Here is a 26,139-nt window from a genome sequence, read left to right as displayed (position 1 = left end):
GGCGCCTGAGCGGTCGGGAGCGTCAGTGACGACGGAACACCGCGGTGTGCGTGGCACCGTCGGTTCCCCTGGTGTCGACCCTGACGCTGACCAGGCGTCGCGCTACCGTTGCACTCACCCCGTTGTGACCGCCGGCCGCGGTCCGATACCCGGCACGCGCCAGCGAGAAGGACAACGATCCCGGCTGCTGGGTGGGGTCGGAGATCGCCGCGCTGAGCTCGCCGCCGCGTTCCCGGATCATCACCGAGCAGGGCTGCTCGACGGTGATCCCGGCGATGGTGCCCGGGACCCAGAAGTTGACGGCGGTGATGCCCAGTCGCGGTACCCGCACCGCTTGCCGGTTCGCGTCGTTCGCCAGGATCTGGACCTCTCCTGTGTTCGTGGCGAGCTCGGCCGTGCGCTCGATGCTCGCCCCTGGGACCAGGAGGTAAGCGTACGTCTGGTCGACCGGGTCGGTGCCGTGGTCGAACCACAGCGTTAGATACCGGCGGGTGATCGGAGCTTCACCTTCCTCACCGATAGCCTTGTCGTTGATCTGCGCCCAGCTGCCCGTGCGTTCCTCGCGGCGTGCGCTCAGCGACGTGCCGCCCGGGAACACGTAGCCACCCACATCCTCCAGGTGCGCCCAGCCGACCCCGTCGAGCTCGGCGCTCCACCCCTGCTGGGGAGATTGCTCGACGCCGTCGACGATGAGGGTGTTCACCCCGTCGGCGTGCAGGTTGCGGTTCTCGACGATCGTCTCGATGTGGCTCGGGGTGGTGGCCTCCGACGTGTCCGCGAGCTCGAGCCGGAGGTAGGGCCGCCAGATGGCGTTGCCGGCACGACCTACGACCGAGGTGAAAGGACCCGGTCCGTCCGGAGATCTCTGCGTGAGGGCGAAGCTCAGCCGTGCAGGCTGACCGGCACGCTCCTGGACGTACGAGGTGACGTCGGTGGAGCACCACTTGAGGGCATGGTCCACGTGGACCGAACCCAGGGGGTCGCCGACTGCAGGTCGGTTGTTCCAGGTGATCGTGCCCTCGGCCCACTCGCCGTCGACGCGATGGATGTCGAGGTCGGTCTCGCCATGCGTGCCCTCGTCGACCTTGGCGTACAGATGCAGCGACGCCGCCACGATCTCGCCCTCGACGGCGGAGATGTCGAACGCGAGGTACGCCTCCCGGGCGTAGTGGCTACCGGCGGCCTTGAGGGTCAGGCTCGGCTCCGAGCCGTAGTTCCTGTCGGCGTGCTCGCCGCTGCGGACGTGGGCGTCCGCCGCCGGTGCGAGGTCCTGGTGCGGCCTCGCGGTGATGCCCGAGCCGAGCGCGACCACGTACTCATCCAGGCAGAACCAGGACTTCTTGCCCCTCAACGGCGACGTTAGCGCGTCTACCTCTGTCCCGATCACGGCAAAGTCGTCGAGCACCGTCCCACCCGCCCAGGTCGCGTTCTCCGGCCGCGGGTAGGCCCCCCAGGGCCGGTTCGGCAGCGGAGCCTTGTCCACGGTGGTGCCCGGGATCCGATAGGGGTCCACCGTCGGCTGGTACTCATCGGCGTAGTGACCGTCGTCGTCGGTGTACAGGTAGGTCGCGGCGTTCCCGGTGTGGAAGCCGTGGTGGTTCTCGCCGTTCAGCGTCTCGTAGAACGCGATCCGCTGGCTGGCCATGGCGATCGCCAAAGCCCAACCCGGTCGGCGATGGACCGCGCGGGCCATGCCGTTGAAGAGGTAGTGCCCGGTCATCTCTGGTGCCGGTGGGACCGACGCATCGTCCATGAGGCTCTTGATGGCGACGGTCTCCTGGACCGATCCGCTCAGCGGGTCCTGGAACGCCATGCGATCGAGCCAGCCCTGACAGGTCGACCTCCAGCGGGCCGCCGTCGCAGCGTCGGCGGTGTCGGCGAGCGTGAGGGTGTGGTGCACCATGGCCAAGCCGTGACCGCCGATACCCCGCCGGGACGCCGCTCGCCCGCGCACGAAGTCCATCGTCTCGTTGCTGTAGATCAGCGGATGGAACGCCTTGTCCACCGCGTCGAACATGAACTGCCGCTCGGCGACGCTGAACTCCCACGGCGTGCCGGCCAGCAGCACCATGTGCCTGGCGTTGCCGCCCAGGAAGGTGCCGCCGTAGGCGCCGTTGTAGGCGACGAACTGGTGCTGGACGAAGGACCCGTCCTGGTAGACGCCGTCTCGACGCGTGCTGTAGACGAGCACCTCGGCCAGGGCGTCCCGAGCGGCCCCGATCCGGTCCACGTCCTGCTCGAGCATCCCGCGCAGCGCGATGGCCTGGCACAGATCGATCCGGTTCGCGCCGGTGGAGAGCCGGTACAGGTCCGAGTCCGGCGGGTAGCAGTAGCGGGGGTCGGGCACGAAATGGTCGATCGCCGCCATGTACCGCGCGAGTGCCTCCTTGGGAATGTGGTCGTACACGAGTGTGCAGACGTCAGTGATGGCCTTGGTCGCCGCGATCTCGAACACGTACCAGCTGCCGAACTCTTGCTGGGTCTCGTTGTAGAAGGTCTGGTTGCAGGTCTCCAGGGCCTCCAGCAGGTCGGCACGCAGACCCGGGTCCTGGTGGTAGCCCGAACCAGCGGTCGCGTACGCGAGCGCCAGTGCTCGCATCCGCAGGAAGGTGTCGCGGATCCCTTCGGGGCTGCCGGCCGAGTCCACCTCGGTCAGCGGCAGATCGGTGAACACCCGGATGCGGCCCGCTGAGCGGTCGATCAGCGGCATGTGCTGCTCGGCCTCGGTGCCGACCGTGGCGGCCGCGTTCGCCAGCACCGGGTCGGACAGGTCGATCTGGCCGCCGGTCAGATAGTCGCTCCAGCGTGCACGCATGGCTGCGAACGTGTCCTCGGTCGGTGCGGTATCCGCCCGCGCCTCCGACGTCACCACAGGGGAGAGCATCGAAACCGCCGTGAGGCCACCGACGCCGGTCACGAACTGGCGGCGGGACACGCGTCGAAATATGTCAGGCATTGAACTTCCTCCAAGGATTTCTGGTCGGGGTAGCGGTGGCATCGGTGCCCTGTGGCGGTCACCCCAGCCGGTGGACCTCCAGGTCGGCGTACTCGCCGATCATCGGGGCCATCTGACGGAAACCGAGCTGGCCCGCCGTGAGCGGAGCGCCGCCCGTGGCTCCGTCGTCGGTCCAGGCGAAGCTGCGTACCTGGTTGACCCAGACCTCGACGCGAAAGCCGTCCTTGATCACCGTGATCGTGTACGGCGGATCGGCATCGGCGACGTCGGGGATCGGGTCGGCGCCCTGCGCGACGAGGTGGCAGCCCGGGCTCTTGCGCAGGTTGCACAGGTGCAGCGCACGCTCGCTCGGATACCGGCGCCGGAAGTAGGAGGCGTGCAGGGTTCGGATGTCGCCGCTGTGGTACTGCTGGTAGTCACCCGTGCGTGGTGTCAACGTCGGATCGAGGACGTTCTCGCCACGCAGGCCGGTGGCCGCGAAGAACATGATCGCCAGCCCCGGTTCGCGGACCGGCCAGAACCGCCACCGGATGGCTACGTGGTCCGGGAGCACCTGCGGGCACCACAGCACGAGGTTGGCGGCCTGCCCGTCATCGGCTGATCGGGTGGACTCGATCCGCATCCGGCCCTGGGGGAACGTGACGGCGCCGTCCCCCTCCATCCGGAACCCCTCGATGTCAGCCGCGGCGCGCAGCGAGTTCGCGTAGACGACCTCAGCGGAGAGCGCCGGACCGGTGGTCACTCACCGGCCTCGATCGACTGCTCGAACTCCTGACGCACGTCGTCGCCGCCCTGGCTCGCCCACGTGGCGCGGAGGTCGTCCAGGGCGGAGAGCTCCTTGCGTCCGAGGACCATCGCGATCACGTCGTCGAGGATGAGCTGGTTCAGGCTCGCCTTCTTGGAGGCCCAGGTCTCGGAGTAGTGGCCGTGGGTAGGGTCGGCCACGGCGATCTTCTCGATCTCGGTCTGCCACGCGTGATATGGCTTGGTGTACTTCTCCTCCTGCCCGGCAAAGAACAGGTAACCGGAGGAAGCCGAAAGGAAGCGGTAGCTGTTGTAGACCTCCTTCTTGCCGAGGTCGTTCGGGACCGGGCCGGCGTCGGTGTGGTCGAAGTGGGTGCCCTCGACGCCGAACGCGAGCAGCTGCTCCTCGACGGTGCCGAACGGAGCCGCGGTGTAGTTGATGATGCCCAGCATCTCCTCGACGCGTTCGCTGGCGGTATTCGTGATGGCGACGAAGCTGAAGGATCCAGGGTCCAGCCATGACGATCCTTCACCGCCGTCGTGGCCGAACGGGACGATCGCCCCGATCTGGAGGTCAGGCTTCTGTTCGAGGCCGAGCTGGAGGTAAGGCTTCCAGGCGCCGTTGCCGTCTTCGATGATCATGCTCCGGCCGGAGGAGAACAGATCCTTCGACTGAGGTCCGGTCATCGTGGGGCTGTCGGGGTGGTAGACGCCCGCCTCCCAGAGCTTCCGGGTGTAGGCGAGGGCCTCCGCGAACTCCTCGGTCTCGATGTAGTACGTCAGCACTGTCTCGTCCAGACGCCAGAGGGTCGGCACGTGGAACATGCCCTTGACCAGGAACAGCGGGAAGGGACCGTAGGCGCCGGTGTTGGAGCCGGAGATGGCGTACTCGCCCTTGCTGGGGTCGGTGAACTCTTGGCAGAACGCGAGGAACTCGTCGGCGTTGGTGGGCAGCTCGACGCCGCGGCCATCGATGATGTCCTTGCGGTAGAAGGTCGCGCGGGGGAACGGGTTGTTCGCCTTGGGCACGCCCCAGATGCGGCCGTTGATGCGGGCGTTGCGCCAGCTCATCGTGGGCAGCGCGGCGAGGTTGGGGTAGGTGGCGACGTTGTCGCCGCTGAGGTGGTCGGTCAGGTCGACGCAGGTGGCCTCGAGGAACTCCCCGAGCCTGGGCAGGTTCGCCCACACCGGGAGCTGGATCAGCTCGGGCAGGTCGTCACCGGCGCTCGCGGTCGCGAACCGGGTCTCGTACTCGGCGTCCGGGACGAACTCGAAGTCGATCGGGGCGTTCAGGGCCTCGTTGACGGCGGCGATGTACTGCGATCCGGGTGCGGGCGGGCTGTAGGTGATTACCATCGCCCGCAACGGTTCACCCGATCCCGGGGGCTCCGGCACCGAGACCGTCAAGTCGGTGGGGAACGTGAAGTAGCCAGGCTCCACACCGCCCGGCGATGCCGGCAGGTCAGGCGGGGGGACGGTCGCCGCGATGAACGTGGGTAGCTCGGCCGCGGCGGCGGCACCGCTGCTGGTGGGGGCGGTCCCCGACCCGCCCGCGGGGGCGCAGCCAGCCAGCAGCACGCCGCTGCCTGCCAGTGCTGCCGTGCTGAGGAAGGTCCGGCGTGAGAATGCGGACGACATGGATCCCTGCGGGTTCATCCAGTGCTCCTTTGAGTGGATGGGAGGGGTGGTGGCTGGCTGATCGGGCGGCGGCATCGCGATGCCGGTTACCCCTTGACGGCGCCGATGACGACGCCTTTGGTGAAGTGGCGTTGGACGAAGGGGAAGGCGATCAGGACGGGAATGATGGCCAGGACGACGATGGCCATCTGGATCGCTTGTTGGGGTGGAGGTATCTCGCCGGCGGGGATCTCGATCTGCTGTCCCTGCAGCCCGTAGAGGCGCAGGATGACCTGCAGCGGCCATTTGGCCTCGTCGGTGATGAAGAGCATGGCGTTGAAGAAGGAGTTCCAGTAGGCGACGCCGTAGAAGAGTCCGACGACGGCGATCACGGCTTTGGAGATCGGCAGCACGATGCTGCCAAGGATGCGGAGCTCGCCGGCTCCGTCCACCCGTGCGGCATCGAGAAGCTCGCCTGGGAGTCGCATGAAGAAGGTGCGCACAATGACGAGGTTGAAGGCGCTGATCGCGGTGGGCAGGATGAGCGACCAGTAGCTGTTGAGCAGGCCGAGTTGTTTGACGGTCAGGTACATGGGAATGATGCCGGGGGCGAACAGCAGCGTGAACAGCGCCGTGTACAGCAGCGGCCGGTGCCCGAAGGACTCCGGCCGTGACAACCCGTAGGCGGCCAGTACCGTGACGGTGACGCTGAGCAGGGTGCCCACACCTGTGATGCCGATGCTGACGAGCACAGCTTGGGTGATCACGCCACCTGTCAGGATCTGCCGGTAGGCCTCGAAGTTGACCTCGGTGGGGATCACCACTAGGCCGCCGGCCTGGGCGATCGCATGCTCGGTGGAGATGCTGGTGGCGACGACGACCACGAACGGGAACAGAACCAGGAACACGATCGCCGACAACGCCACGATCTTGAGTGCCAGCACGGCGGGGGAGGGTTTCTCCATCCAGGCCGGACGGTTGGAGGCGTATCTCATGACCGCTGGTACACCCCCTCCTGGCCGAACCGGTGCGCGAGCGAGTTGGCTGAGAGCACCAGCCCCAGCCCCACGACCGCCTTCAGCAACCCGGCCGCTGCGGCGACCGACCAGTTGCCGCCCTGCACCCCGAAGAAGTACACGTAGGTGTCGAGCACTTCGCCGGCCTGGGGGCCGACCATGTCGCGTTGCAGCAGGACTTGCTCGAAACCCACGGTCAGGGCGTCGCCGAGGCGCAGGATCAACAGGATGACGATCACCGGCATGATCCCGGGCAGGGTCACGTGCCACAGGCGGCGCCAGTACCGGGCGCCATCGACCGCGGCCGACTCATACAGCTGCGTGTCGATGCTGGCCAACGCCGCCAAGAAGATGATGCAGGCCCAGCCGGCGTCCTTCCAGATCACCTGCGCCACCAGCAACAGCTTGAAGATCGAGGCGTTCCCGATGATCTGCACTGGGTCCATCCCCTGCTGCAAAAGGAACTGGTTCAGCAGCCCGGCCCCTCCCAGCAGCTGGGTGAACAGCGCCACGATCACCACCCAGGAGATGAAGTGCGGCAGGAACATCACGCCCTGGACCAGCTTCTTGACCCGGTCGTGGAACAAGCTGTCCAGCAGTAACGCCAGCACGATCGGCACCGGGAAGAACAACGCCAGGTTCAACAACGTGATCAGCAGCGTGTTGACCAACGAGTTCCAGAACGCATCATCAGCGAACAGGGTCCGGAAGTTCTCCAGCCCCACGAACTCCGAACCCCCGAACCCGAGGAACGGCACGTAGTCCTGGAACGCGATCACGTTGCCCAACAACGGCACGTACTGAAACAGCACCAGCAGCACCAGACCCGGCGCCACCATCGCCACCAGGACCCAGTCACGGCGCAGCCGGGACCTCCAGGACCCTCGCCCGTCCCTGCCCTCGGTCACGCGCCTGCGCAGGCCCGGACCCAGGGCAGCGTCGCCGGAGTGCGCCGGTGAGCGGTCGGCCGACTGGCTGGCGATCGTCTGGGGAAGCGTCGCCATCACTGAGCGGCGGACACGGAGCCGAAGCCGTCGAGCGACCCGCTCGCGGACGTGGGGGCGCCGCCACCGACGACAAGCCCGGGCAGTCGGCGTCGGAAGACGTGATCGCCCGGCATCGGGGATCGTGAGGTCATCTCGGTGCTCCTTCGCAGCGGGTCCGCACTGGCGTGATGAGCCAAGTTTAGGCGAACGTTCGTCTACGGTAGAGCCGAGCATGGATGGCGGTCAAGGGGCAGCGACCGCAGACTTGGGACGGCGGTCGACGAGACCGCCAGCGGAGATTGGTCAGCGGGGCTGTGGTGACGCCGTCGACGACCGGTACACCATCGACACCGGCAGTGTGATCGATCGGGGTTTCGACTGGCCCGAGATGATGTCCAGCAGCAGCCGTGTGGCTGTCTCGCCCGTCTCGTGGAAGGGGATGTGCACCGTGGTCAGCGGTGGGATGGTGCGCGCGGACTCGGCGACACCGTCGCACCCGACGACGGAGCAGTCGTCGGGGACGCGGAGTCCGCGGTCGTGAAGGGCGCTCAGCGCACCGATCGCCATCCGGTCATTCTGGACATAGATGGCCGTGACGTCCTCGGCACGGTCCAGCAGCCGGTGGGTCGCCGCATAGCCACCCTCGACCGTCCATTCCCCGGGTTCGACGATCGTCGCGTCGAACGCCACGCTGCGCTGCTCGAGGGCCCGCCGATATCCCTCGGTGCGGTGCTCGGTGATCCGCCTCCCGGCCTGGCCTGTGATCGTCGCAATCCTGGTGTGGCCGAGCTGGAGGAGGTGGCGTGTGGGAAGAAGGCCGGAATCCTGGGCATTCGGGCGGACCACGGGAACGCCTCCACCCGCGACCTCGTGCAGCGAGACCGCCGTGAAGCTGTCGCGCAGCAACTCGCCGACACGGGGGTAGTGCTCCGTCGCCGGAGCGTTCATGATCACGCCGTCGACCCGTCGTTCCAGCATGACTCGCAGATAGCGCTCGCAGTCCGTGCCGTCGGGATCCAGGCTTCCGATGATCACCGCGACGTCGTGGCGACGAGCCTCGTGCTCGATCCCGACGATGTTCAGCGCAACCTCGGGCCTGCTGAAGTCGGTCGAGATCACGCCGATCGTATGGGTGCTCGTGCCCTGCAGGCTCCGGGCCAGCGCGTTGGGAACGTAGCCCAGGGACCCGGCGGCTTCGAGGATCCGGCTGCGGGTCTTCGGGGCCACGCTGCCCTTGCCGTTGAGCACCTTGCTGACAGTCTGGAAACTGACATCGGCGGCAGCCGCGACATCCTTGAGCGAAACCGAGGACACTCGTCATTCCCTCCTCAGGCGAACGTTCCCTGCACCTTACTGCGGTCTGCCGTGGTTCAGCGGATGCGATCGAGCCGTTCTTGACGAATCGGGGGTTGGATGGCCTACGGTAGGCGAACGTTCGCCCGCGTGCAGGGCGAGAATCAGCGGCGAATTGGGGCACGATGGAGAGCAGTGCGAGACCGGTCCGACCCAACATCGTGGTAGTCCTCTCGGACGATCACGGATACGGAGACTTCGGCCGGTTCGGCCACGACGACCGAGTCCGCACACCGCACTTGGACCGCCTCGCCGCGGAGGGAGTGGAGTGCGCCAACGCCTACGTGACGGCCCCGATCTGCAGCCCGTCGCGGTCCGGTCTGATCGCGGGGGCCTATCAGCAGCGCTGGGGGGCAACGTGGTTCGGCACCAGTCGGTTCCCCAATGAGCGCACGGTTCTGCCCGAACGCTTCGGTGCGCTGGGATACGCCACCGGGTACCTCGGCAAGGTCCACTACGGTCCCGAACAGCCCGGTGACCGAGCATGCCCGCCGAATCACGGGTTCGACGAGTCGTTCTACGGGCTTGCCGGGATGCAGATGGGCCGGCTGAACTATCTGCGCCACTCTCGGGCTGCGGTCGAGGAGTACGGCGAGGAGGCGTCGTGGCGCATGGCAGTGCAGCCCTTGTGGGAGAACGACGCGGAGGTCGAGTTCGAAGGCTTTCTGACAGCCGAGCTCGGGCGGCGGGCCCGGCAGTTCGTCGATGATCATGCCGAGGTCCCGTTCTTCCTGATGCTCTCGTTCAACGCGGTGCACAACTTCTGCGCGCAGCTCCCCGATACCGAGCTCGCCGAACGTGGGCTCCCGCACCAGTCCGACTGGGGGCCGGAGTCCACGGACGACTATCCGACCTGGTACGACGGCGCGATCTGGCCCGAGCTTGAGCACGGGCGCGACTACTACGCGGCCCAGCTGGAGCTCATGGACGCCGAGATCGGCGGCCTGTTGCAGACGTTGGAGGAGCGAGGACTCGCCGACAACACGATCGTCGTCTATCTCACGGACAACGGTGGCTCCACCTGTAACTACGGTGACAACGCCCCGCTGCGGGGCGGGAAGTACACGCTGTGGGAAGGCGGGATCCGCACCCCGTTCATCGTCCGCTGGTCAGGCGGCGGAATCGACGGCGGGCGACGCTGCTCGGAGCTGGTCAGCTCGATGGACCTCTATCCCACGCTGTTGTCAGCGGCCGGGGCGGACCGGTCGGACTGGGCCGCGACCGACGGCGTGGACCAGCTGGATGCGCTCCGTGGTCTGCCGGGTCCTCGCCCAGTCGGACGGGCGAGCCACGCCGCCTTGCACTGGGATACCAACTTCCAGTGGGCCGTGCGTGACGGGAGCTGGAAGCTGCACACCATCGAGCCGTCGCAGGACCTCGACGACCTGCGGGATCGCGAGCACATCGCCGTCGAGGCGGGGCAGTGGCTGACCGATCTCGACGCAGACCCGGCCGAGACAACCGACCTGTCCACGGAGCATCCGGAGATCGTGCAGCGGCTGGCTCGACTGCACGCGACATGGCGGCGCGAAGTGGGCATGGCGGACCTGAATATCGATAGCCGTGAACATGTCTACTGAGGGTGCGCCGTCGGGGATCGCTTCACAGGGAGCCGCGGCGCCCAGAGGACCGAACATCGTGCTCATCCTCTCGGACGACCACGCGGCGCAGGCGATCAGCGCGTACGGCTCGCGGATCAACAGCACCCCGAGGATCGATGAGATCGCGTCACGGGGAGCGCGGCTCGACAACTGCTTCGCCACCAACGCGTTGTGCTCGCCCAGTCGGGCGAGCATCCTGACGGGAACGTACAGCCACATCAACGGTGTCACCACGCTCGAGACGCCCATCGATGCCAGCCAGCCTACATTCGTCTCGCAGCTGCGCGCAGCGGGGTACCGCACGGGCATCGTCGGCAAATGGCACATGGGTGACGGCCCGGGGCACGACCCCGAAGGCTTCGACTACTGGGACGTCATCCTCGAGCAGGGCGAGTACTGGAACCCACAGTTCCTCTCACCCGACGGCTTGCGCCCCGTCGAGGGGTACGCCACGGATGTGATGACCGACCTCGCGCTCGAGTGGGTGGACCAGCTCGACGAGGACCAGCCGTGGTGCCTGCTGCTGTTCCACAAGGCACCTCATCGGCCCTGGGAACCACATCCCCGCCACATGGAGCTCTACCGAGATCCGATCGACATCCCTGCGACGTTCGAGGACGACTACGCCAGCCGAACGGCGTCCACGCGACGGGCAGCCATGCGCATCGCCGACAACCTGACGACCACCGACCTCAAGGAGGACGTTCCCGAAGGGTTGTCCTACCAGCGGCAGACCGAGTGGAAGTATCAGCGATTCATGTCCGACTACCTGCGGTGCGTGGCTGCCGTCGACGAGTCCGTCGGACGCGTCACCGATTGGCTAGCGGCCAACGGCCAGTTTGAGGACACCGTGCTCATGTACTCCTCGGACCAAGGATTCTTCCTCGGGGAACACGGGTGGTTCGACAAAAGGTTCATGTACGAGGAGTCGCTGCGGATGCCGTTCGTGATCTCCTACCCTCGAGCCATCGCTGCGGGCACGGTCCATCCCGGCATCGTCACGAACGTCGACCTTGCGCGCACGCTTCTCGAGGCAGCCGGCGTCGAGCCTCATCCGCGGATGCAGGGGACGAGCTTCTGGGGCGCACTGACCGGCGACGCGACAGCGCCGGTCGCTGACGGGGTCTACTACCGGTACTGGGAGAACGGTGACGTCTTCCACAACGCGCCCGCTCACTACGGCTATCGGACCCAGCGGTACAAGCTCATCTACTACTACAACGACGGTCTGGGACTGCCGGGCACGGGAGTGTTCAGCTATCCACCGGAGTGGGAGCTCTATGACCTGGCATCGGATCGGTCGGAGCTGCGCAACGTCTACGACGACCCGGCGTACCGAGCCGTGAGGGAGGCCCTCAAGATCAAGCTGTGGCTCGCCCAGGCTGCCGTCGACGACGAGCCGCACGTGAGTCAACCGATGCCGCCAGGAGTGTCGGAGCATCGGGACGCCAGCCAGGTTGTCGTGCCCGAGCCATGCTCGGCGGCGCGGCTCTGACCGCCCGGATTGCGCATCGGCAGCGGTCAAGCACGTGATGAGGGCGCATCGCGAGCACCCTCGGCAGGCGCCGTCCGGTTCCGGCCGTGACTCAGGTGCCACCGTCCTGCCCGCCGACCAGGAGTATCTGGGCGTCGATGACGACCCGAGCTCCGGAATCCTCATCGCCGAGGAGGATGCCGGTCCCAGCCGGCTGGAGGGACCGCCGATCGATGCTGTCGCCAGCTCCATCGAGACCGGTGAGGTGCTCTGGGTTCGCACCGGAGAGTGGCCGGTGGCCCGTCTCGGAGGCACCGTACTCACCACGGACGGGAACCGATCGGTCCGGGCGCTGAGTGAGGAGACGGGGGCCGAGGAGTGGTCCCTGCCGCCACTGGCCGGCTTCGGCTGCACCAGCATCGGCGACGGGTACGTCATCGCGGGCTGGGCCGGCGCCCAGTCCGGCTCGGGCGACGACGGCGCCTTCGTCGGTTTCGATGTACGCACCGGAGAACAACTCTGGGAGATCCCGATCCGCGACTGGTGGAACACGGTGGTACCCGACGGGGATCGCCTCTACACCGTGGGTGGAACCACCCTGACCGCGTGGGACGTCCGCTGACGGGCGCCGGCGGCGATCGCGTTGGCGAGGCGGCGGGACTCGATGCGGATCTCACGGAGCATCCCCGAGATCGGGTCGGTGTAACCGATGAACCATAGCCCCGGCGCTCCCGGTACCTGGCGCCCGCCGCCGCCTCGAGGACGTCCCGTCCCGTCGAGGACGCCGAGCGCACCGACAAGCGGCTCCAGTCCCCGCCGGTAGCCGGTGGCGGCCACGAGGGCGTCCACCGCGAAGCGAGAGCCGTCTACGAGCACGGCGTCCGAGCCATCAAGGCGGGCCAGTGCCGCGACCGGGCGGACCGTGCCGGCCTGGATCGCTCCCACGATGCCGTGGTCCAGGACCGGGATCTTGCCGTCGCGGACCACGCGCGTCAGCAGTCCGGTGCGCGGCCGGCGCAGCCCGTGGGACCGCAGTCCGGGGGTCGCGATGCGGGTGACGACCCAGCCGAGCCGGTCGGCGACCGGCAGCGGCAGGTGCCGCACAATGACTCCTGCGTGCTGGGCGGCCACCGGCCCACGGTTGCGGGGAAGGATGTGCGGCGGGGTACGGACCGCGATCCAGACGGACGCGGCCCCGTGCCCGACCAGATCCACCGCGACGTCGGTGCCGGTGTTGCCCGAGCCGACCACGAGCACGCGGCGGCCGGCGAACCGGATCCCGTTCGTGTACTCGGAGCCGGGCACCAGGTCACCGGTGAATGTGTCCGCGCCGGGAACGCCGAGCGGCACGGTCGTGTTGCTGTTGCCCGCTGCGACGACCACATGTGCCACCGTGAGGATGCCGCCGTCGGTGAGCGTCACCCGCCAGGCTCCGGTCGGCGTCCGATCGATCCCGGTCACCTCGGCGCCGAACTGGACGTCCAGCCTGTGATGGGCCGCGTACTGCTCGAGATAGCTCACGAGATCGTCGCGGGCCACCCAGCGAGTCATCTCCCGTGGGATGGCCAGCCCGGGTAGACCGGACAGCTCACGGGGCGTGTGGAGGCGGAGGCTGTCGTAGCGGCCGCGCCAGGCGGCGCCGACTGCCTCCGACCGCTCAAGGATCAGGGCACGCACGCCGTGACGGCGGAGCTCGGCCGCGGCAGCGAGGCCGGCGGGTCCCGCGCCGATGACGACGACGTCCTCGGAGCTCACGAGCGGAGCCTAGGCCGTTTTCCGACGAGCCACGCCGTATTCGGGGTCACCCGATGCCCGGAGTTGAGAGCGAGTCCGGACGCGCCCGGCTACTGCGGTGCCCACGCACGATCAGTGGATGTTGCCGTCCTCCCGGAACTGGCGCCAGACGTTCTCGAAGAAGTCGTCGCCGGACGGGATCGGCCGCACCGGTCGCCACCGGAACAACGGCCGACCGGCCGGGTCGGCGACCTCCCGCGAGACCGGGCCGACCCACCCGGCCAGGCCTGCGCCGTCGCCGGACTCGCCCGGGCGAGCCCACGCGGACTCCTGGACCTCCGGGTCGAGGGCGCCGCCGTCGAGCGTGAACCGGAAGATGTCCGGGAGGTCCAGCTCCTGCTCGGCATTCTCGCCATGACCGACCAGCGGCAGTCCGCCGTCGGGGTCGGTGTACAGGACCGAGCCGCGCGAGCGGCCGCCATGGCCCACGTAGTCCGCCATCGCGGACAGGTACACGTACGCCGTCGTGAGGATGTCCCGAACCAGGAACGTGCGGTTCACCGAACGACGAGAGGAGGCGTCCGCGCTGACAAGTTCGTCGTACTGGCTGAGCCACCTGTGGACCTGGACGAGCGCCTCGTCGATGGACGCCGCCGAGCGGACCGGACCGGCCTTCGCGCTCATGAGCTCGGCTACCTCGCGCAGGAGGTCGCCGGTGTTGTCCGGAGTACCGGCGGCCGCGCGCGCGGTGGCGCGCTCGACCAGGGCGAGGGCGTCGGCGAGGACGGGCCTCGCCGCGGCGCTGAACTTCTCGACCGCGACCGGGTCCTGCGTGCGGCGGGCCGCGATGAACTGGGCCGCGCGGGTGGCGCCCACCTGGCCGCTGTTCAGGGCAGCCCCACCCGGGCGGTAGACACCGTGAGCACCGCCGGCTTCGCCGACGGGGAAGAAGCCGGCCACGTTCGACTGCCACCAGGCGTCGACGACCAGGCCGCCGTTGTTGTGCTGGGCGCAGACGTCCACTTCGAGCAGCTCAGTCTCGAGGTCCACGTAGGGGTTGCGGTCCAGGTAGAACTGGTAGGCGGGCTCGTTCATCCGGCGTAGCCGCTCGATCGGGGTGCCGAACAGCACGCCGGCCTTGTCCAGGTATTCATACGCCTCGGGGGCGAGCGCGCTCGGGTCGAAGTCGGGGCGGACCGGGTTGGACCGGAAGTCCAGGAACACCCGTCGCCCCCGCAGCACGGTCTCGCGGTAGACGAGCAGGTCGATCAGGGAGGACCCGTCGCGGGCCTTGCGGATGTCGAAGGGCCACTGGTAGCCCTTGAGGAACACCAGGGTCATGAGCCGGCCGTAGTCGGGAATGGCCTCGGTGAGGAACTCGCGCTCGTCGTTGCCGTCGGCGTCGGTGGAGACGAACCGCGGGATGACCTGCATATAGGTGCCGGAGACGTTCCAGCGCGGTTTGGTCGAGGCCAGCCCGAACTGCCACTCGGTGAGGTTCTTGCCGTGCACGCCGCCGCGGTAGGCAGCGCCGGACGCACCCCACTGGCCGTTCGGAAACACCCGGGTGGCGTAGATCCCGGCCGGCCCACCGGTGGCGTAGACGATGTTCATCGTGCGGAACAGCAGGTACTGGGACTCCTCGGAGTCCGCCGGGACATCCTGGCGGAGCACGAGCAGGCCGGCGATCGCGCCCTCGATCACGATCAGGTCGATGACGCGGCACTCGTCGTAGATGCGGGTGCCGTTGCGGTGGACCTTCTTCTCGAGCTGCTCGACCATGGACCGCGAGGTGTACGGCCCCACCGAGGTGGCCCGGCGGCGCGGGTCGTGGTCGGTCTTGTAGCCGATGAACTCCCCGTACCGGTTCTGCGGGAACGGCACGCCCAGGTCGCACAGGCGCAGGAACCCGCGGGCGGAGAGCGCGGCCTCGGCGAGCGCGTTGTCGCCGTCCATCGCGCCGCCGGAGAACAGCGTCTTCGCCATCTCGTGGACCGAGTCGCCGTCGTCTCCGGAGAGGGTCAGCTTGTAATAGGTCTGCTTGTCCGAGCCGGCGTTGCGGCTGGCCCCGGCGCCGACCTTGTCGGTGACCATCACGACGTCGTCCTGGCCGAACTCCCAGAGCCGGTCAGCGGCGCAGAAGCCGGCCGAGCCGGTGCCGACCACCACGGTGTTGGCGGTGACCACGGGCACCTCGATCCCGGCGATGGTGAGGGTCTCGGATCCGGGGACTGCGGTCTCGGTCATCGTGTGTCCTTCTCGAGCATGGTGACGGTCGGCTGGAACCGTCGGGAGCGTGTGGCTTCAGAGCCGCGGGATCTGCATGCCGCCGCCGACGTTGATCACGTCACCGGTGGAGTACGGCATCCGTCCCGCCGAGAGCTGGACGACGGCGCCCGCGACGTCCAGCGGGGTGCCCCACCTCGGTATCGGAGCGAGCCCGCCGGCGAACTGCGCGTCGTACTTCTCCTTGACCCCCGCCGTCATGTCGGTCGCGATCACGCCGGGGCGGACCTCGTACACGACGATGCCCTCGGGGGCCAGGCGGACGGCCCAGAGCTGGGTCGCCATGCCGACGCCGGCCTTGGAGATGCAGTACTCGCCGCGGTTGACCGAGACGGCCTGCGCCGAGATCGAGGAGACATTGATGATCGTCCCGACGACGCCATCGGGGTCCTGCGCGCGGCGCTCGATCATCGCGTTGGCGACCAGTTGGGTGAGGAAGTACGGGCCGCGAAGGTTGATCTCGAGGACTCGGTCGAAGCTCTCCGGCGTGGCTACGAGGAGGTCGTTGCGCTCGGCCGGCGCGACGCCTGCGTTGTTCACGAGCAGGTCGATGCGGCCCCAGCGTTCGAGCGCGGCATCGACGTAGCGGCGATGGTCGGCCAGCTCGGCAACGCTGCCCCGCACGTAACTGACCTCGCCGAGCTCGCTCAGTTCGGCGATCAGCTCGGTGGGTTCCTCGCGGGTCGCGAGGATCGCGACGGCGTACCCCTCGCCGAGCAGCTCCTTGGTGATGCCGAGGCCGATGCCACGGTTTCCGCCGGTGACGAGTGCGACCTTGGGCACGCTGGGCTCCTTCGTGGGTTTACAGACCGGGTTTCGGACGCGGACCGAGCGTCCGGGCCGGGCGTCCCCGCGCGGCGGCGTGCCGAGCGGGACAATCCATGATCACCGATCCCGACGCGATTGGCAAGCGCTTTCCGTACTGCACGACCCTTGGGCGAAGCCAGCCCGGCGTCCGCTGCGGTAGCGGTTTGGTCTCGACGTACCCGGTACGACGGAATCGCACCACAGGGCGGGCGGGCCGGCCCCTCGGCGGTCGGCCTCCTCGACGCTCTCGCCTCAGGCCCGCCCGATGCTGACAACCTCGGTGACGGAGCCACCGCCGACGTACCGGACGGGCATGCCCGGGTGTGCGGTCGCGAACCAGAACGTCATGAGACCCTCGCGCCGGACCGAATAGCGCAGGCAGTCGAGTTCGCCGAGCGGGGTCGTGATGCGCTCCGGCTCGATCGTGGTGCGCTCGGCGGGGAAGGAGGCGTGCGTCTGCAGATCGACCCAGCGCACCCGCCGGGAGCTCACCTCGCCGTCGACTTCCTGCGAAAGGGTCACGCCGCCCGCATCGCCATCCTCGAACCGGTGCACGGCCTCGCGGACCGCGTCCCCGGCCGTGGTGCGGACGCGCAACGTGTGGCCGTCCGGGCAACCCATCCGGATCTCGTCGGCGGTGAACGGCGTGGGGGCGCAGCCCTCTCCCATGATGTGCGGATCGTCCATGGACCCATCCTGCCCGTGGGGCATCGGCCCTGGCGAACATCATCGATCCGTGATATCACTATCTTGTGAATTCATTCGCCCTCCTCGCCGATCCGGTCCGCCGACGGATCGTCGAGGTGCTCGCGGAGGGCGAACGGCCCGCAGGCAGGGTCGGCGAAGTCATCCGGGCCGAGTTCGGCGTGGGCCAGCCGGCGGTCTCCAACCAGTTGCGCGTGCTGCGTGAGGCCGAGGTCATCGAGTCCCTGCCCGCGGGCTCACGCCGGATCTACCGGCTGGTCCCCGGCGCACTCGACGACGTGACCGCCTGGATCGACCGATACGCCCGACTCTGGCCACAGCGGCTGGATGCGCTCGAGACCGAGCTTGCCCGCGGCGCCCGCCCAAAGAGGGCCTGACGCCCCACCAGTTGCGAGAGGACAACCGATGGAAGACACGATCCGGCGAGCACTCACCGGTACTGCCGAGCGACCCACCCTGACGTTCCGGCGCACGTACCGCGCCACACCCGCGCAGGTCCACGACGCCTGCACGGACCCTGAGCGCCTCGCCCGCTGGTTCGGCGACGTCGCCGGCTCGCCGAGCGCTCCGGGCGACGCGTTCACGGCGCTGCTCAGCGATGAGACCGACGACGTCGCCGCCGGCCGCGTGCTGTCCTGCTCAGCCGAGGAGATCGCCGTCTCGTGGTCGTGGCAGGGCGAGGCCGAGAGCGTCATCTCCGCGCGCATCACCGCGCTCGACGCCGGGACGACCGAACTGAGTCTGCAGCACTCCCTCGCCGAGCCGGCCCACGCCGTCGGGTACGGCGGTGGGTGGGAGCAGTGCCTGCACGCACTCGCACGCAGCCTCGGCGCGCCGGACGGCGCCGCCGGCGACGCGGTGCCGCCGGACGGCACCGCCGGCGACGTGGTGGAGGCGGACGCCGCCGCGCAGTGGCGCACCATCACGCGGGCTCCGCTCGAGCTCGCGCAGCGGGTGGAAGCATCGCCGGACCGGGTCTGGGCCGCGTTCACGACGACCGACGGCCTGCGCTCCTGGTGGTGGCGCCACTGGGCCGACGTGCGGTTCGAGGTCGACGCGCGCATCGGCGGCGGCTACCGCATCGAGGCACCGGGTGCGGGCATCACGCTCCGGGGGTCCTATCTCGCGCTCGAGGAACCCGGGCACCTGGCGTTCACGTGGGTCTGGGAGGACGCGGACGGTTCCGTGCCGGACGAGGCCGTCGACGTACGGATAGTGCCCGACGGCGGAGGTTGCGTCGTGCGGGTCCGGCACAGTGGGCCGTGGGTCGACGACGCGCCCGCGGCCTCCTACCGTCAGGGCTGGGAGTTCACCCTCGGCCAGCTGGCACAGTCGCTCGGCGCCTGACTCGCGGTGTTCAAGGTCACGCGCCCGCTCCGCGGTCGTGCGTGGTCGGCTACCGCTCCGCGGACTCGTCCCGGACGGTGACGACCACGTTGCCGATCTTCTGCCCGGTCTCGACGTAGCGGTAGGCCGACACGATGTCCTCGAGCGGGAAGCTGCGGTCGATCACCGGTCGGAACGTCCCGGCGGCGAGGCGGTCGCGGATCCCCTCGACCACTGCCTGCCCCTCGTCAGGGAACGGGAACACCACGCGCTGCCGGCCGCGCCGCAGCGTCCCGACCAGCGCCAACGGGATGTTCTGCCAGCCGGGACCGAGCTCGGAGGACAGGTAGACCCCGTCCGGCTCGAGGATCCGGCGGCAGCGGCCGAACGTGCTCTTGCCGACCGCGTCGATCACCACGTCGTAGCGCCGGGTGGTCCGGGTGAAGTCCTCGGTCAGGTAGTCCACCACCTCGGCTGCTCCCAGTCCACGCACCAGGTCGGCCTGCTCGCCGGCGCACACCGCGGTGACCGTGGCTTCCATCGCCGCGAGCAGCTGCACGGCCGCCGAGCCGATGCCCCCGGTCGCCCCGTTGACCAGCACCCGGTCCCCCGGCCGGACCCCGGCCCGGCGGATCGCCGACAACGCGTAGTGGCAGCCCTCGGTCGCGGCAGCCGCCTCACGCTGCCCGATGCCGTCCGGCACGGTCGACACCATCGCGTCCTGAGCCACCACGAGGTACTCGGCATGTGCCCCGAACGGGCCCTCGCAGTAGCCGAAGACCTTCTCACCCACCGCGAACCGGTGCACCTGCCCGCCGATCCGGACAACCTCACCGGCGAACTCGGTACCCAGGATCGTGCGCCGCGGCCGACGCAGGCCGGTGAAGGACCTGACGAAGAACGGCCTGGCCGTCCGGTAAGCACAGTCGGTGCGGTTGACCGTGGTGACATCGACCCGCACGAGCAATTCGCCGGGCCCCGGGACCGGGGCCGGGACGTCCCGGACGGAGACTACGTCGGGCGGCCCGTAGCGCGTGCTGACCGCTGCCCTCATGGGCCGAATCTACCCCGCTGCCACGTCCGCGCACCGACCAATTCGAAGGCGCCGGTCATGGTTCCGGGTCGGCCGGGCGCCAGGTCACGGTGCGGGACGGGTGGCCAGTCCGTTCGCGCGGAGCTGGTCCTCGAGGTGGAAGACCTCGTCGAGGACCTGGAAGCCCTCGTCCGGGTTGCCCGGATCCACGAAGAACTGGCTCATCGCGGCCTGCCAGCGAGGGTTGACCGCAGTGCGGTTCATCGCCTCCTGGGCAGCGGGGTAGTCGTCGGTCTCCAGGTGTCCGACGAGCAGCCCCTCCTCGGACAGGTACAACGAGTAGTTCCGCCAGCCCGTGTCCCGCAGGGCCTCGAGCATCTCCGGCCACACCTGCGCGTGGGCCTCCCGGTAGGCGTCGAGACGGTCCGGTCGGACCCGGGAGACGAAGCAGACGCGTGGCATCAGGCCACTCCCCGGCCGGCTGTCTCCGCTGCGCCAGACTCCCGGTCGGCGCCCGCGCCGGCGTCAGCGCCCAGCCCGGTACCCACGTCCACGCCGAGGTACAGCTCGTCGATGAGGACCGGGCCGCCCGAGACGAGCGAGATGTTCCCGGCGATCCCCACGCTGACCGCGCGGACGCCGTCGAGGTAGCCGGCGCGACGGCCGAGCGGGTCGTCGCCGGAACCGTCGAACACATCGCGAAGCAGGATGGCGTCGCCGCCACCGTGCCCGCCGACGCCCTCCGGGATCTGGTACTCGTACGCTTCCTGCCAGTGCTTCTGCACGATCAGGTGGTCCCCGCGCGGCCGCAGGTCGTCGCCGGCACCAACGTCGGGCTTGGCACTCGGGTCCACGATGGACCGGCCGTCGGCGTCGATCAGCACGGCGCCACGCTCGACCACCTGCAGCTCCGCGCGGCCCTTGGTGCCGTTGACCGTGACCCGGTAGCCCTCCCACGGGGCGTGGGCGTTGAGCGAGTACGTGAGGGTTGCGCCGCGCCGGTAGTCGACGATCACGGCGAGGTTGTCCTCGATCGTGATGCCGGGGGCGAACACGTCCTGGTCGCGCACGTACCCGTCGTGATGCTCGGCGTCGAGGTAGAGCGCCTTCAGCCGCGGGTCCGCGGCCAGGTCGATCGACCAGTTGTCGCCGGGCGCGGCGTCACGACCGCGAGAGGGGCGCGGACCCGCCTGGGCCGCGCCTGCGCCGTCGGGCCCGTAGAACTTCAGATCGCCCGAGGCGTACACCCGCCGCGGCGCGTCCTGGAGCCACCAGTTGACCAGGTCGAAGTGATGGGAGGACTTGTGGATGAGCAGGCCGCCGGAGTTGGCCTTGTCCCGGTGCCAGCGACGGAAGTAGTCGGCGCCGTGGACGGTGTCGAGCGCCCATTCGAAATGGACGGAGGTGACGTCGCCGATCTCGCCGGAGGCGATCACCTCGCGCAGGCTCGAGTTCCGCGGCGCGTACCGGTAGTTGAACGTCATGATGAGGGACCTCCCGGTCTCCTCGATGGCGCCGGTGATCGCCCGGCACCCCTCGACGCTGATCGTGAGCGGCTTCTCGACGACCACGTCCGCGCCGGCCCGCAACGCCCGCGTGACCAGGTCCGCGTGGGCGTGGTCGGGCGCGGTGACGATCACGACGTCGACCTCGCGTTCGGCGATCATCGCCTCCAGGTCCGCCGGGTCGTAGCGCGGGATGTCCACCTCGCGGCCGAGGTCGCCCGCCACGGTCGCGGTGTGGAACTGCGCGCGGCCCGGGTTCGGTTCGCACCACGCGACGATCTCGCCGGCGTCGGCGTGCGCTCCGGTGAGTGCGTTCACGTACATGCCGGCGCGGTGTCCGGTGCCGGCGACGGCGTAACGGCGGTTGGTCATTCGGCGCTCCTGGGTGGTGTCGGTGGTCGACGGACCGAGTGCCCTCTCACGAGCAGACCCGGCTCTGGGTGTTGTGTTCGCGGAGCGAATGCTATGCGCACGGTCACATGGGGGTCAACCTCCCATCTGCATGGCCCACCGTGCAGTCGCGAGCCGCTCTCAAGCGCGGCAGATTCCCAGGAATGAGAGGCACTTCCGGAGCATCACCGGACAAGTGCCGTCGATGGAGGCCGGGCTCGGAGTTGACGGCCATGTGACCGGTCATTAGCGTTCGCGACGTCACACGGGCACGGCGATAGGCGGGGACACCGACACCGAGGAGGCTGGACGTGAGCCAGGGCACATCCGGAACACGCCGACCCACGATCCGCGAGGTCGCCAGACTCGCCGGGGTCTCCCACCAGACCGTCTCGCGCTTCCTGCACGACGACCCCCGGGTCGCCACGCAGTCCGCGGCCCGGATCCGCACCGCGATCGACCAGCTCGACTACCGCCCGAACCTGGTGGCGCGTGCGATGCGCGGCCGCAAGACCGGCCGGCTGGCGTTCATCCTGCCCACGGGCACCGCCGTGAGTTCCCTCGAGGTGCTCGCCGGCGCGAGCACGGTCGCGCACGAGGCCGGCTACATCCTCGACGTCGTCACGCTCGGCGGGCCGGTGGACGAACGGACCGGGCGGGTGCTCGAGCTCGCCGAGTCGGGACTGTTCGAGGGCATCGCCTCGCTGATGCCGCTCCCCGAGTCGACCCGGCGCCACAGCGAGCGCACCCCGATCGTGATCTCCGCCGAGTACGACGCGAGGATGCGCAGCATCGGCGAGCTCGCCGAGGCTGCACCGATCGCCGAGCTCGTCGAGCACCTCGCCGAACTCGGACACCGGCGGTTCGTGCACCTGGCCGGCAACTACGAGCACACCTCAGCCCGGCTCCGGCGGGAGGTGTACCTGGCCACGATCGAGCGCCTGGGCCTGCACTCCCACGGGATCATCGACTGTGACTGGCACGCCGGACCCGCAGAGCAGGCGATGCTCGCGCTGCCCGCCGGCGCGGCCACGGCCGTGATCGCCGGCAACGACGTGGTCGCTGCGGGCGCGCTCCGCGGCGCCGCCGCCCGCGGCTGGCGGGTGCCGCAGGATCTGAGCATCACCGGCTGGGACAACCACACGCTCGGCGGCATCCTGTCGCCGACCCTGACCACCGTGCAGATGGATCACGAACGGCTCGGCGGGCGGGCGATCACCCGGCTGCTTGCGGCGCTCAGGGCCGAGCCGGAACCTCAGGACGACGCGCCGATCGGCACGGTGCTCTGGCGGGAGTCGACCGGCCCGGCACCGGGCTGACCGACCCCGTCCCGGCACCCACCCGCCCACAGGCCCGCGCGACGGGCACCGGGCGGACGTGGATCCTCACTTGATGGCGCCGGTGATCCCCTGGGCGAACGCACGCTGCAGCACCAGGAACAGGACCATCGTCGGGAGCGACGTCAACAGCACCGCGAGCATGAGCACGCCGTAGTCCGTGACGTAGCCGGAGGTCAGGTTCGAGATCAGCATCGGCATGGTCTGGAACGCCTCGTTGATCAGGATGACCTTGGGCCAGAGGAAGTTGTTCCACGCGGTCATGAAGATGACGACCGCGGCCGCGGCATAGGTGGAGCGCATCGTCGGGACGAAGATCCGCAGGAAGATGCCCAGCTCCCGCAGCCCGTCGATCCGGGCGGCCTCGACGATCTCGTGCGGGAAGGACCGCGCCGCCTGCCGGAACAGCAGGATGATGAACGGCACCGAGATCGCCGGGAGGATCACCGCGATCGTGGTGCTGGTCAGTCCGAAGTCCGCGAACATCCGGAACAGCGGGATCATCGTCGCCGCGAACGGAATCATCATCGCCAGCAGTAGCACCGCCATCAGGCGGTCCTTGTTCCTGGAGTGGAAGACCTCGAACCCGTAGCCGGCGATCGAACACACGAGCAGACACAGCGCCGTGGTGCCGACCGCGTTGAGCGTCGAGTTCCACATCGCGGCGCCCAGGTCCTGGGCGGCGAGCAGCTTGTTGAGGTTATCCACCAACTGCCCGCCCGGCAGCAGCCGCGACCCCAGGACGTCCTGGCTCGTGTTGGTCGCGGAGACCACCATGAAGTACAGCGGGAACACCGAAGCGAGCGCGGCCACGGTCAGGAAGACGAGGCTTGGCACACTGCGCAGCGAACGCCTAGTCACGCTTGTCACCCACCTTCAGCTGGATGGCCGCGAGCAACGCGACGATGACGAGGATCACGTAGGAGATGGCGGCCGCGTACCCGAAGTTCGGGTTCTGCACGAAGGACACCTCGTACAGGTAGTGCGACACGGACATCGAGGTGTACGCGGGCCCGCCCGCGGTGAGGTTGTACGACTCGTCGAAGAGCTGGATGGTTCCGTTGGTCGACATGATCGCGGTCAGCAGGATCATCGGCTTGAGCTGCGGCAGGGTGACGTACCAGAACGTCTTGACGGCGTTGGCACCGTCGACCTTCGCCGCCTCGACGGTGGAGTGGTCGATGTTCTGCAGACCGGCCAGGTAGAAGACCATGTTGTAGCCGGTCCAGCGCCAGAGCAGCCCGATGATGATCACGAACTGGGCCGTCTGGGTCTGCCCCAGCCAGTTGATCGGCGAGTCGATCAGGTTCATCCCGGTCAGCACGTCGTTGACCAGCCCGTCGGTGGCGAACATCGTCCGGAACACGAGGGCATAGGACACGAGCGAGACGGCGCAGGGGAGGAAGATCGCGGTGCGCCACATCCCCTTGAACCGCAACCGGGGGTTGTTCAGGATGTTGGCCAGGACCAGCGCCAGCACCAGCATGATCGGCACCTGGACGACCAGGTACAGCAGCGTGGTCCGCAGGGTCATCCAGAACGTCTGATCGGCGAGCATGCGCTGGTAGTTGAACCAGAGCGGCTCGGCGAAGGACAGCTGGGCCCCGCGGCCGGTCTGCAGCGACAGGATGAACGCCTGGAACATCGGCCAGAAGTTCATCACCAGGATGAGCAGCGCGGCAGGCAGTAGGAACACCCAGCCGGTCAGTGAACGTCGCCCGCCCAGGCTCGAGAGGCCGCGACTGGACGGCGGCCGCTCCTCCTGATGGTCCGGGACGGGAACCACGGGTGTGAGTTGGGTTGACATCGTCAGTCCTCGTTTCGTTCGCGGGAGGGGGCCGGCGCGGCCGGCCCCCTCGCTGCAGGATCGGTTACTGCATCGCGAACTCGACGGTGGCTTGCGCCTCGGCCAGGGCCGCGTCGGGGTCGGCACCGTTGAGGATGTTGGTGATCGCGGCGCTGACGGCGTCGCGGCCCTCGTAGTAGTACGCGCCGGTGTTGACGCTCGGCACCTGCGCGCCGAACTCGACGGCGAGCTGGAAGACGGGCTGGTCGGCGAAGAACGGGTGCGGCTCGGCGTAGACGGCCGACTCGCTCGCCGGGATCCAGTTCGCGATCGCGCCGGACGAGGGCAGGATCGTGTCGTAGAACTCCGTGGACCCCGCGAAGGTGGAGCCGAGGAAGTCGGCTGCCAGCTCCGTGTTCGCGTTGGAGCTGACCACCCAGGACGATCCGCCGTTGGCCGAGTAGTTCGTCGCCTCGCCAACACCTTCGAGGCTCGGCAGGTTCGTGATGTTCCACAGGCCGGACTGGTCTGCGGCCGTCTGGATCGAACCCAGGATCCAGACACCGTTGATGGTCCCCGCGACGTTCGAGTTCACGAAGGTGCCGATGTACTCGTCCCACGAGTTGACCTCGACCAGTACCCCGCTCTCCACCAGGCGGGTGTAGATGTCGATCGACTGCAGAAGGGCGTCGTTGTCGGTGATCGTCGGGTTGCCATCGGCGTCGAACAGGCTGGCGCCGGTGCTCTGCAGGATCATCGTGATCAGGTCGGACTCCCCGGCGGTCCCGGACAGCAGCGGCTTACCCGTCTGGGCCAGGATGTCCTCGCCGTTCGCGATGAACTCGTCCCAGGTGATGTCGGTGAAGTCCTCGATCGTGTAGCCCGCCTCGGCCAGGATGTCGGTACGCAGTGCGGTCACCGCGGCCCCGTTGTCGAACGGGACGCCGTAGTTGTCGCCCTCGGTCGTGGAGAACGCGACGACCGACTCCGGGAACTCCGTGAAGTCGATGCCCGAATCGGTGATGGCGGTGAACAGCTCGGGGTAGTTGATCAGGTTCTTCTGGAACGCGTTGTTCTGCATCAGGAAGATATCCGGGAGCTCTTCCAGCTCACCCGTCTGGGCGAGCGTCGTGAGCTTGGTCTGGATGTCCTCCCAGGGTGTCTCGATCACCTCGACCGTGACGTCCGGATTGTCCTGGGCGTAGATCGTCGCGGCTTCGTTCATCGCATAGACGTTGAACGCGGGGTCCCAGGCCCACACGGTGAGGGTCTGGTCGTCGCCGTCGCCCCCGCCGCCGCCGCCTTCGGTCGGGCCGGAGCCGCCACCGCAGGCGGCCAGTGCCAGCGTGATCGTGGCCACGCCGGCCACGGACGCGAGTGTCATCTTCTTACGCATCGGATACAAGTCCTTCGTTGGCCGTATCGCACCGAGGTACGGGTCGGTGCCTCCCCGGAGAGCGACGCCGCCCTCCCGATCATCTGC

Annotated in this window: 23 protein-coding genes; 6 read left to right on the top strand and 17 right to left on the bottom strand. The window is 68.6% G+C overall.

Translation table 11 applies throughout. The features are described from left to right. Positions 1–22: 22 nt before the first annotated feature. The 7 genes from HALOF300_RS12620 to HALOF300_RS12595 all read right to left on the bottom strand — a co-directional run bounded on the left by HALOF300_RS12620 (position 23) and on the right by HALOF300_RS12595 (position 8,633). Positions 23–2,956 carry a polysaccharide lyase family 8 super-sandwich domain-containing protein gene (locus tag HALOF300_RS12620; protein ID WP_197522524.1) on the bottom strand — a complete coding sequence of 978 codons (2,934 nt, stop codon included), beginning with the start codon at positions 2,954–2,956 and terminating at the stop codon, positions 23–25. 58 nt (positions 2,957–3,014) lie between these two features. Continuing rightward, positions 3,015–3,698, bottom strand: a complete 684-nt coding sequence (locus HALOF300_RS12615) for a DUF1961 family protein (protein WP_156741287.1) — start codon at positions 3,696–3,698, stop codon at positions 3,015–3,017. After that, positions 3,695–5,356 carry an extracellular solute-binding protein gene (locus tag HALOF300_RS12610; protein ID WP_197522523.1) on the bottom strand — a complete coding sequence of 554 codons (1,662 nt, stop codon included), beginning with the start codon at positions 5,354–5,356 and terminating at the stop codon, positions 3,695–3,697. Before HALOF300_RS12610 ends, HALOF300_RS12615 begins: the two co-directional genes overlap by 4 nt. 68 nt (positions 5,357–5,424) lie before the next feature. Beyond that, positions 5,425–6,312 (bottom strand): carbohydrate ABC transporter permease, encoded by an 888-nt coding sequence (locus HALOF300_RS12605; protein WP_156741285.1) that lies wholly within the window; start codon positions 6,310–6,312, stop codon positions 5,425–5,427. Then, the gene (locus HALOF300_RS12600; protein ID WP_156741284.1) at positions 6,309–7,337 is read right to left on the bottom strand and encodes an ABC transporter permease; all 1,029 of its coding nucleotides are present in this window, start codon (positions 7,335–7,337) and stop codon (positions 6,309–6,311) included. Before HALOF300_RS12600 ends, HALOF300_RS12605 begins: the two co-directional genes overlap by 4 nt. Beyond that, positions 7,337–7,471: a hypothetical protein gene (locus HALOF300_RS27530; protein ID WP_269455286.1), complete on the bottom strand. Its 135-nt coding sequence runs from the start codon at positions 7,469–7,471 to the stop codon at positions 7,337–7,339. Before HALOF300_RS27530 ends, HALOF300_RS12600 begins: the two co-directional genes overlap by 1 nt. Positions 7,472–7,622: 151 nt before the next feature. Further along, positions 7,623–8,633 (bottom strand): LacI family DNA-binding transcriptional regulator, encoded by a 1,011-nt coding sequence (locus tag HALOF300_RS12595; RefSeq protein ID WP_156741283.1) that lies wholly within the window; start codon positions 8,631–8,633, stop codon positions 7,623–7,625. A 164-nt stretch (positions 8,634–8,797) separates the two neighbouring features. Here HALOF300_RS12595 and HALOF300_RS12590 point away from each other — a divergent pair, with 164 nt between their 5' ends. The 3 genes from HALOF300_RS12590 to HALOF300_RS12580 are packed head-to-tail and all read left to right on the top strand — an operon-like array spanning position 8,798 to position 12,369. Continuing rightward, positions 8,798–10,252 (top strand): sulfatase family protein, encoded by a 1,455-nt coding sequence (locus tag HALOF300_RS12590; protein WP_156741282.1) that lies wholly within the window; start codon positions 8,798–8,800, stop codon positions 10,250–10,252. A 58-nt stretch (positions 10,253–10,310) separates the two neighbouring features. After that, positions 10,311–11,768: a sulfatase family protein gene (locus HALOF300_RS12585; RefSeq protein ID WP_231955301.1), complete on the top strand. Its 1,458-nt coding sequence runs from the start codon at positions 10,311–10,313 to the stop codon at positions 11,766–11,768. Positions 11,769–11,805: 37 nt separating this feature from the next. Further along, on the top strand, positions 11,806–12,369 hold the full coding sequence (locus HALOF300_RS12580; RefSeq protein WP_156741280.1) for an outer membrane protein assembly factor BamB family protein: 564 nt from the start codon (positions 11,806–11,808) through the stop codon (positions 12,367–12,369). On the opposite strand, the gene HALOF300_RS12575 is transcribed toward HALOF300_RS12580, so the two are convergent. The 4 genes from HALOF300_RS12575 to HALOF300_RS12560 form a co-directional block, all read right to left on the bottom strand. After that, the gene (locus tag HALOF300_RS12575; protein WP_156741279.1) at positions 12,324–13,502 is read right to left on the bottom strand and encodes a flavin-containing monooxygenase; all 1,179 of its coding nucleotides are present in this window, start codon (positions 13,500–13,502) and stop codon (positions 12,324–12,326) included. The two genes, HALOF300_RS12580 and HALOF300_RS12575, sit on opposite strands and share 46 nt — an antisense overlap. A 111-nt stretch (positions 13,503–13,613) precedes the next feature. Next, positions 13,614–15,728, bottom strand: a complete 2,115-nt coding sequence (locus tag HALOF300_RS12570) for an FAD-dependent oxidoreductase (protein ID WP_156741278.1) — start codon at positions 15,726–15,728, stop codon at positions 13,614–13,616. A 57-nt stretch (positions 15,729–15,785) separates the two neighbouring features. Continuing rightward, entirely contained in the window at positions 15,786–16,550 is a 765-nt protein-coding gene (locus HALOF300_RS12565; protein WP_156741277.1) for a 3-ketoacyl-ACP reductase, read from the bottom strand. 276 nt (positions 16,551–16,826) lie between these two features. Continuing rightward, complete coding sequence (locus tag HALOF300_RS12560; protein WP_156741276.1) at positions 16,827–17,261, bottom strand: hypothetical protein; 435 nt, start codon at positions 17,259–17,261, stop codon at positions 16,827–16,829. Between the two features lie 65 nt (positions 17,262–17,326). Here HALOF300_RS12560 and HALOF300_RS12555 point away from each other — a divergent pair, with 65 nt between their 5' ends. Then, the gene (locus HALOF300_RS12555; RefSeq protein ID WP_156741275.1) at positions 17,327–17,656 is read left to right on the top strand and encodes an ArsR/SmtB family transcription factor; all 330 of its coding nucleotides are present in this window, start codon (positions 17,327–17,329) and stop codon (positions 17,654–17,656) included. A 28-nt stretch (positions 17,657–17,684) separates the two neighbouring features. After that, entirely contained in the window at positions 17,685–18,626 is a 942-nt protein-coding gene (locus HALOF300_RS12550; protein WP_197522522.1) for an SRPBCC family protein, read from the top strand. A gap of 49 nt (positions 18,627–18,675) precedes the next feature. On the opposite strand, the gene HALOF300_RS12545 is transcribed toward HALOF300_RS12550, so the two are convergent. The 3 genes from HALOF300_RS12545 to HALOF300_RS12535 all read right to left on the bottom strand — a co-directional run bounded on the left by HALOF300_RS12545 (position 18,676) and on the right by HALOF300_RS12535 (position 21,515). Then, a complete protein-coding gene (locus HALOF300_RS12545; RefSeq protein ID WP_156741273.1) occupies positions 18,676–19,659 on the bottom strand; it encodes an NAD(P)-dependent alcohol dehydrogenase in 984 nt (327 codons plus the stop codon). An 84-nt stretch (positions 19,660–19,743) separates the two neighbouring features. Continuing rightward, complete coding sequence (locus tag HALOF300_RS12540; protein ID WP_156741272.1) at positions 19,744–20,100, bottom strand: L-rhamnose mutarotase; 357 nt, start codon at positions 20,098–20,100, stop codon at positions 19,744–19,746. Then, complete coding sequence (locus HALOF300_RS12535) at positions 20,100–21,515, bottom strand: Gfo/Idh/MocA family protein (RefSeq protein WP_156741271.1); 1,416 nt, start codon at positions 21,513–21,515, stop codon at positions 20,100–20,102. The genes HALOF300_RS12540 and HALOF300_RS12535 overlap by 1 nt, the downstream gene beginning before the upstream one ends. 329 nt (positions 21,516–21,844) lie before the next feature. On the opposite strand from HALOF300_RS12535, the gene HALOF300_RS12530 reads away from it, so the two are divergent. After that, positions 21,845–22,852, top strand: a complete 1,008-nt coding sequence (locus HALOF300_RS12530) for a LacI family DNA-binding transcriptional regulator (protein ID WP_197522521.1) — start codon at positions 21,845–21,847, stop codon at positions 22,850–22,852. Between the two features lie 66 nt (positions 22,853–22,918). Here HALOF300_RS12530 and HALOF300_RS12525 read toward each other — a convergent pair whose 3' ends face one another. The 3 genes from HALOF300_RS12525 to HALOF300_RS12515 form a co-directional block, all read right to left on the bottom strand. Next, positions 22,919–23,731, bottom strand: a complete 813-nt coding sequence (locus HALOF300_RS12525; RefSeq protein WP_231955299.1) for a carbohydrate ABC transporter permease — start codon at positions 23,729–23,731, stop codon at positions 22,919–22,921. Further along, positions 23,724–24,677 carry a carbohydrate ABC transporter permease gene (locus HALOF300_RS12520; protein ID WP_156741270.1) on the bottom strand — a complete coding sequence of 318 codons (954 nt, stop codon included), beginning with the start codon at positions 24,675–24,677 and terminating at the stop codon, positions 23,724–23,726. Before HALOF300_RS12520 ends, HALOF300_RS12525 begins: the two co-directional genes overlap by 8 nt. A 64-nt stretch (positions 24,678–24,741) precedes the next feature. Continuing rightward, on the bottom strand, positions 24,742–26,052 hold the full coding sequence (locus HALOF300_RS12515) for an ABC transporter substrate-binding protein (protein WP_156741269.1): 1,311 nt from the start codon (positions 26,050–26,052) through the stop codon (positions 24,742–24,744). Positions 26,053–26,139: the final 87 nt, after the last annotated feature.

The sequence above is a fragment of the Occultella aeris genome (genome assembly GCF_902703175.1).
Classification (GTDB): Bacteria; Actinomycetota; Actinomycetes; order Actinomycetales; family Beutenbergiaceae; genus Occultella; species Occultella aeris.
Note: the sequence above shows the minus strand (reverse complement) of the source record. Positions and strands in the feature narration are given on the sequence as shown.

Bases quoted from the DNA above. Each gene is read 5' to 3' on its own strand.
- HALOF300_RS12620 (WP_197522524.1), bottom strand. From the start codon at position 2,956: ATGCCTGACATATTTCGACGCGTGTCCCGCCGCCAGTTCGTGACCGGC.
- HALOF300_RS12610 (WP_197522523.1), bottom strand. From the start codon at position 5,356: ATGAACCCGCAGGGATCCATGTCGTCCGCATTCTCACGCCGGACCTTC.
- HALOF300_RS12605 (WP_156741285.1), bottom strand. From the start codon at position 6,312: ATGAGATACGCCTCCAACCGTCCGGCCTGGATGGAGAAACCCTCCCCC.
- HALOF300_RS12600 (WP_156741284.1), bottom strand. From the start codon at position 7,337: ATGGCGACGCTTCCCCAGACGATCGCCAGCCAGTCGGCCGACCGCTCA.
- HALOF300_RS27530 (WP_269455286.1), bottom strand. From the start codon at position 7,471: ATGACCTCACGATCCCCGATGCCGGGCGATCACGTCTTCCGACGCCGA.
- HALOF300_RS12590 (WP_156741282.1), top strand. From the start codon at position 8,798: ATGGAGAGCAGTGCGAGACCGGTCCGACCCAACATCGTGGTAGTCCTC.
- HALOF300_RS12580 (WP_156741280.1), top strand. From the start codon at position 11,806: ATGAGGGCGCATCGCGAGCACCCTCGGCAGGCGCCGTCCGGTTCCGGC.
- HALOF300_RS12570 (WP_156741278.1), bottom strand. From the start codon at position 15,728: ATGACCGAGACCGCAGTCCCCGGATCCGAGACCCTCACCATCGCCGGG.
- HALOF300_RS12560 (WP_156741276.1), bottom strand. From the start codon at position 17,261: ATGGACGATCCGCACATCATGGGAGAGGGCTGCGCCCCCACGCCGTTC.
- HALOF300_RS12550 (WP_197522522.1), top strand. From the start codon at position 17,685: ATGGAAGACACGATCCGGCGAGCACTCACCGGTACTGCCGAGCGACCC.
- HALOF300_RS12545 (WP_156741273.1), bottom strand. From the start codon at position 19,659: ATGAGGGCAGCGGTCAGCACGCGCTACGGGCCGCCCGACGTAGTCTCC.
- HALOF300_RS12540 (WP_156741272.1), bottom strand. From the start codon at position 20,100: ATGCCACGCGTCTGCTTCGTCTCCCGGGTCCGACCGGACCGTCTCGAC.
- HALOF300_RS12535 (WP_156741271.1), bottom strand. From the start codon at position 21,515: ATGACCAACCGCCGTTACGCCGTCGCCGGCACCGGACACCGCGCCGGC.
- HALOF300_RS12520 (WP_156741270.1), bottom strand. From the start codon at position 24,677: ATGTCAACCCAACTCACACCCGTGGTTCCCGTCCCGGACCATCAGGAG.
- HALOF300_RS12515 (WP_156741269.1), bottom strand. From the start codon at position 26,052: ATGCGTAAGAAGATGACACTCGCGTCCGTGGCCGGCGTGGCCACGATC.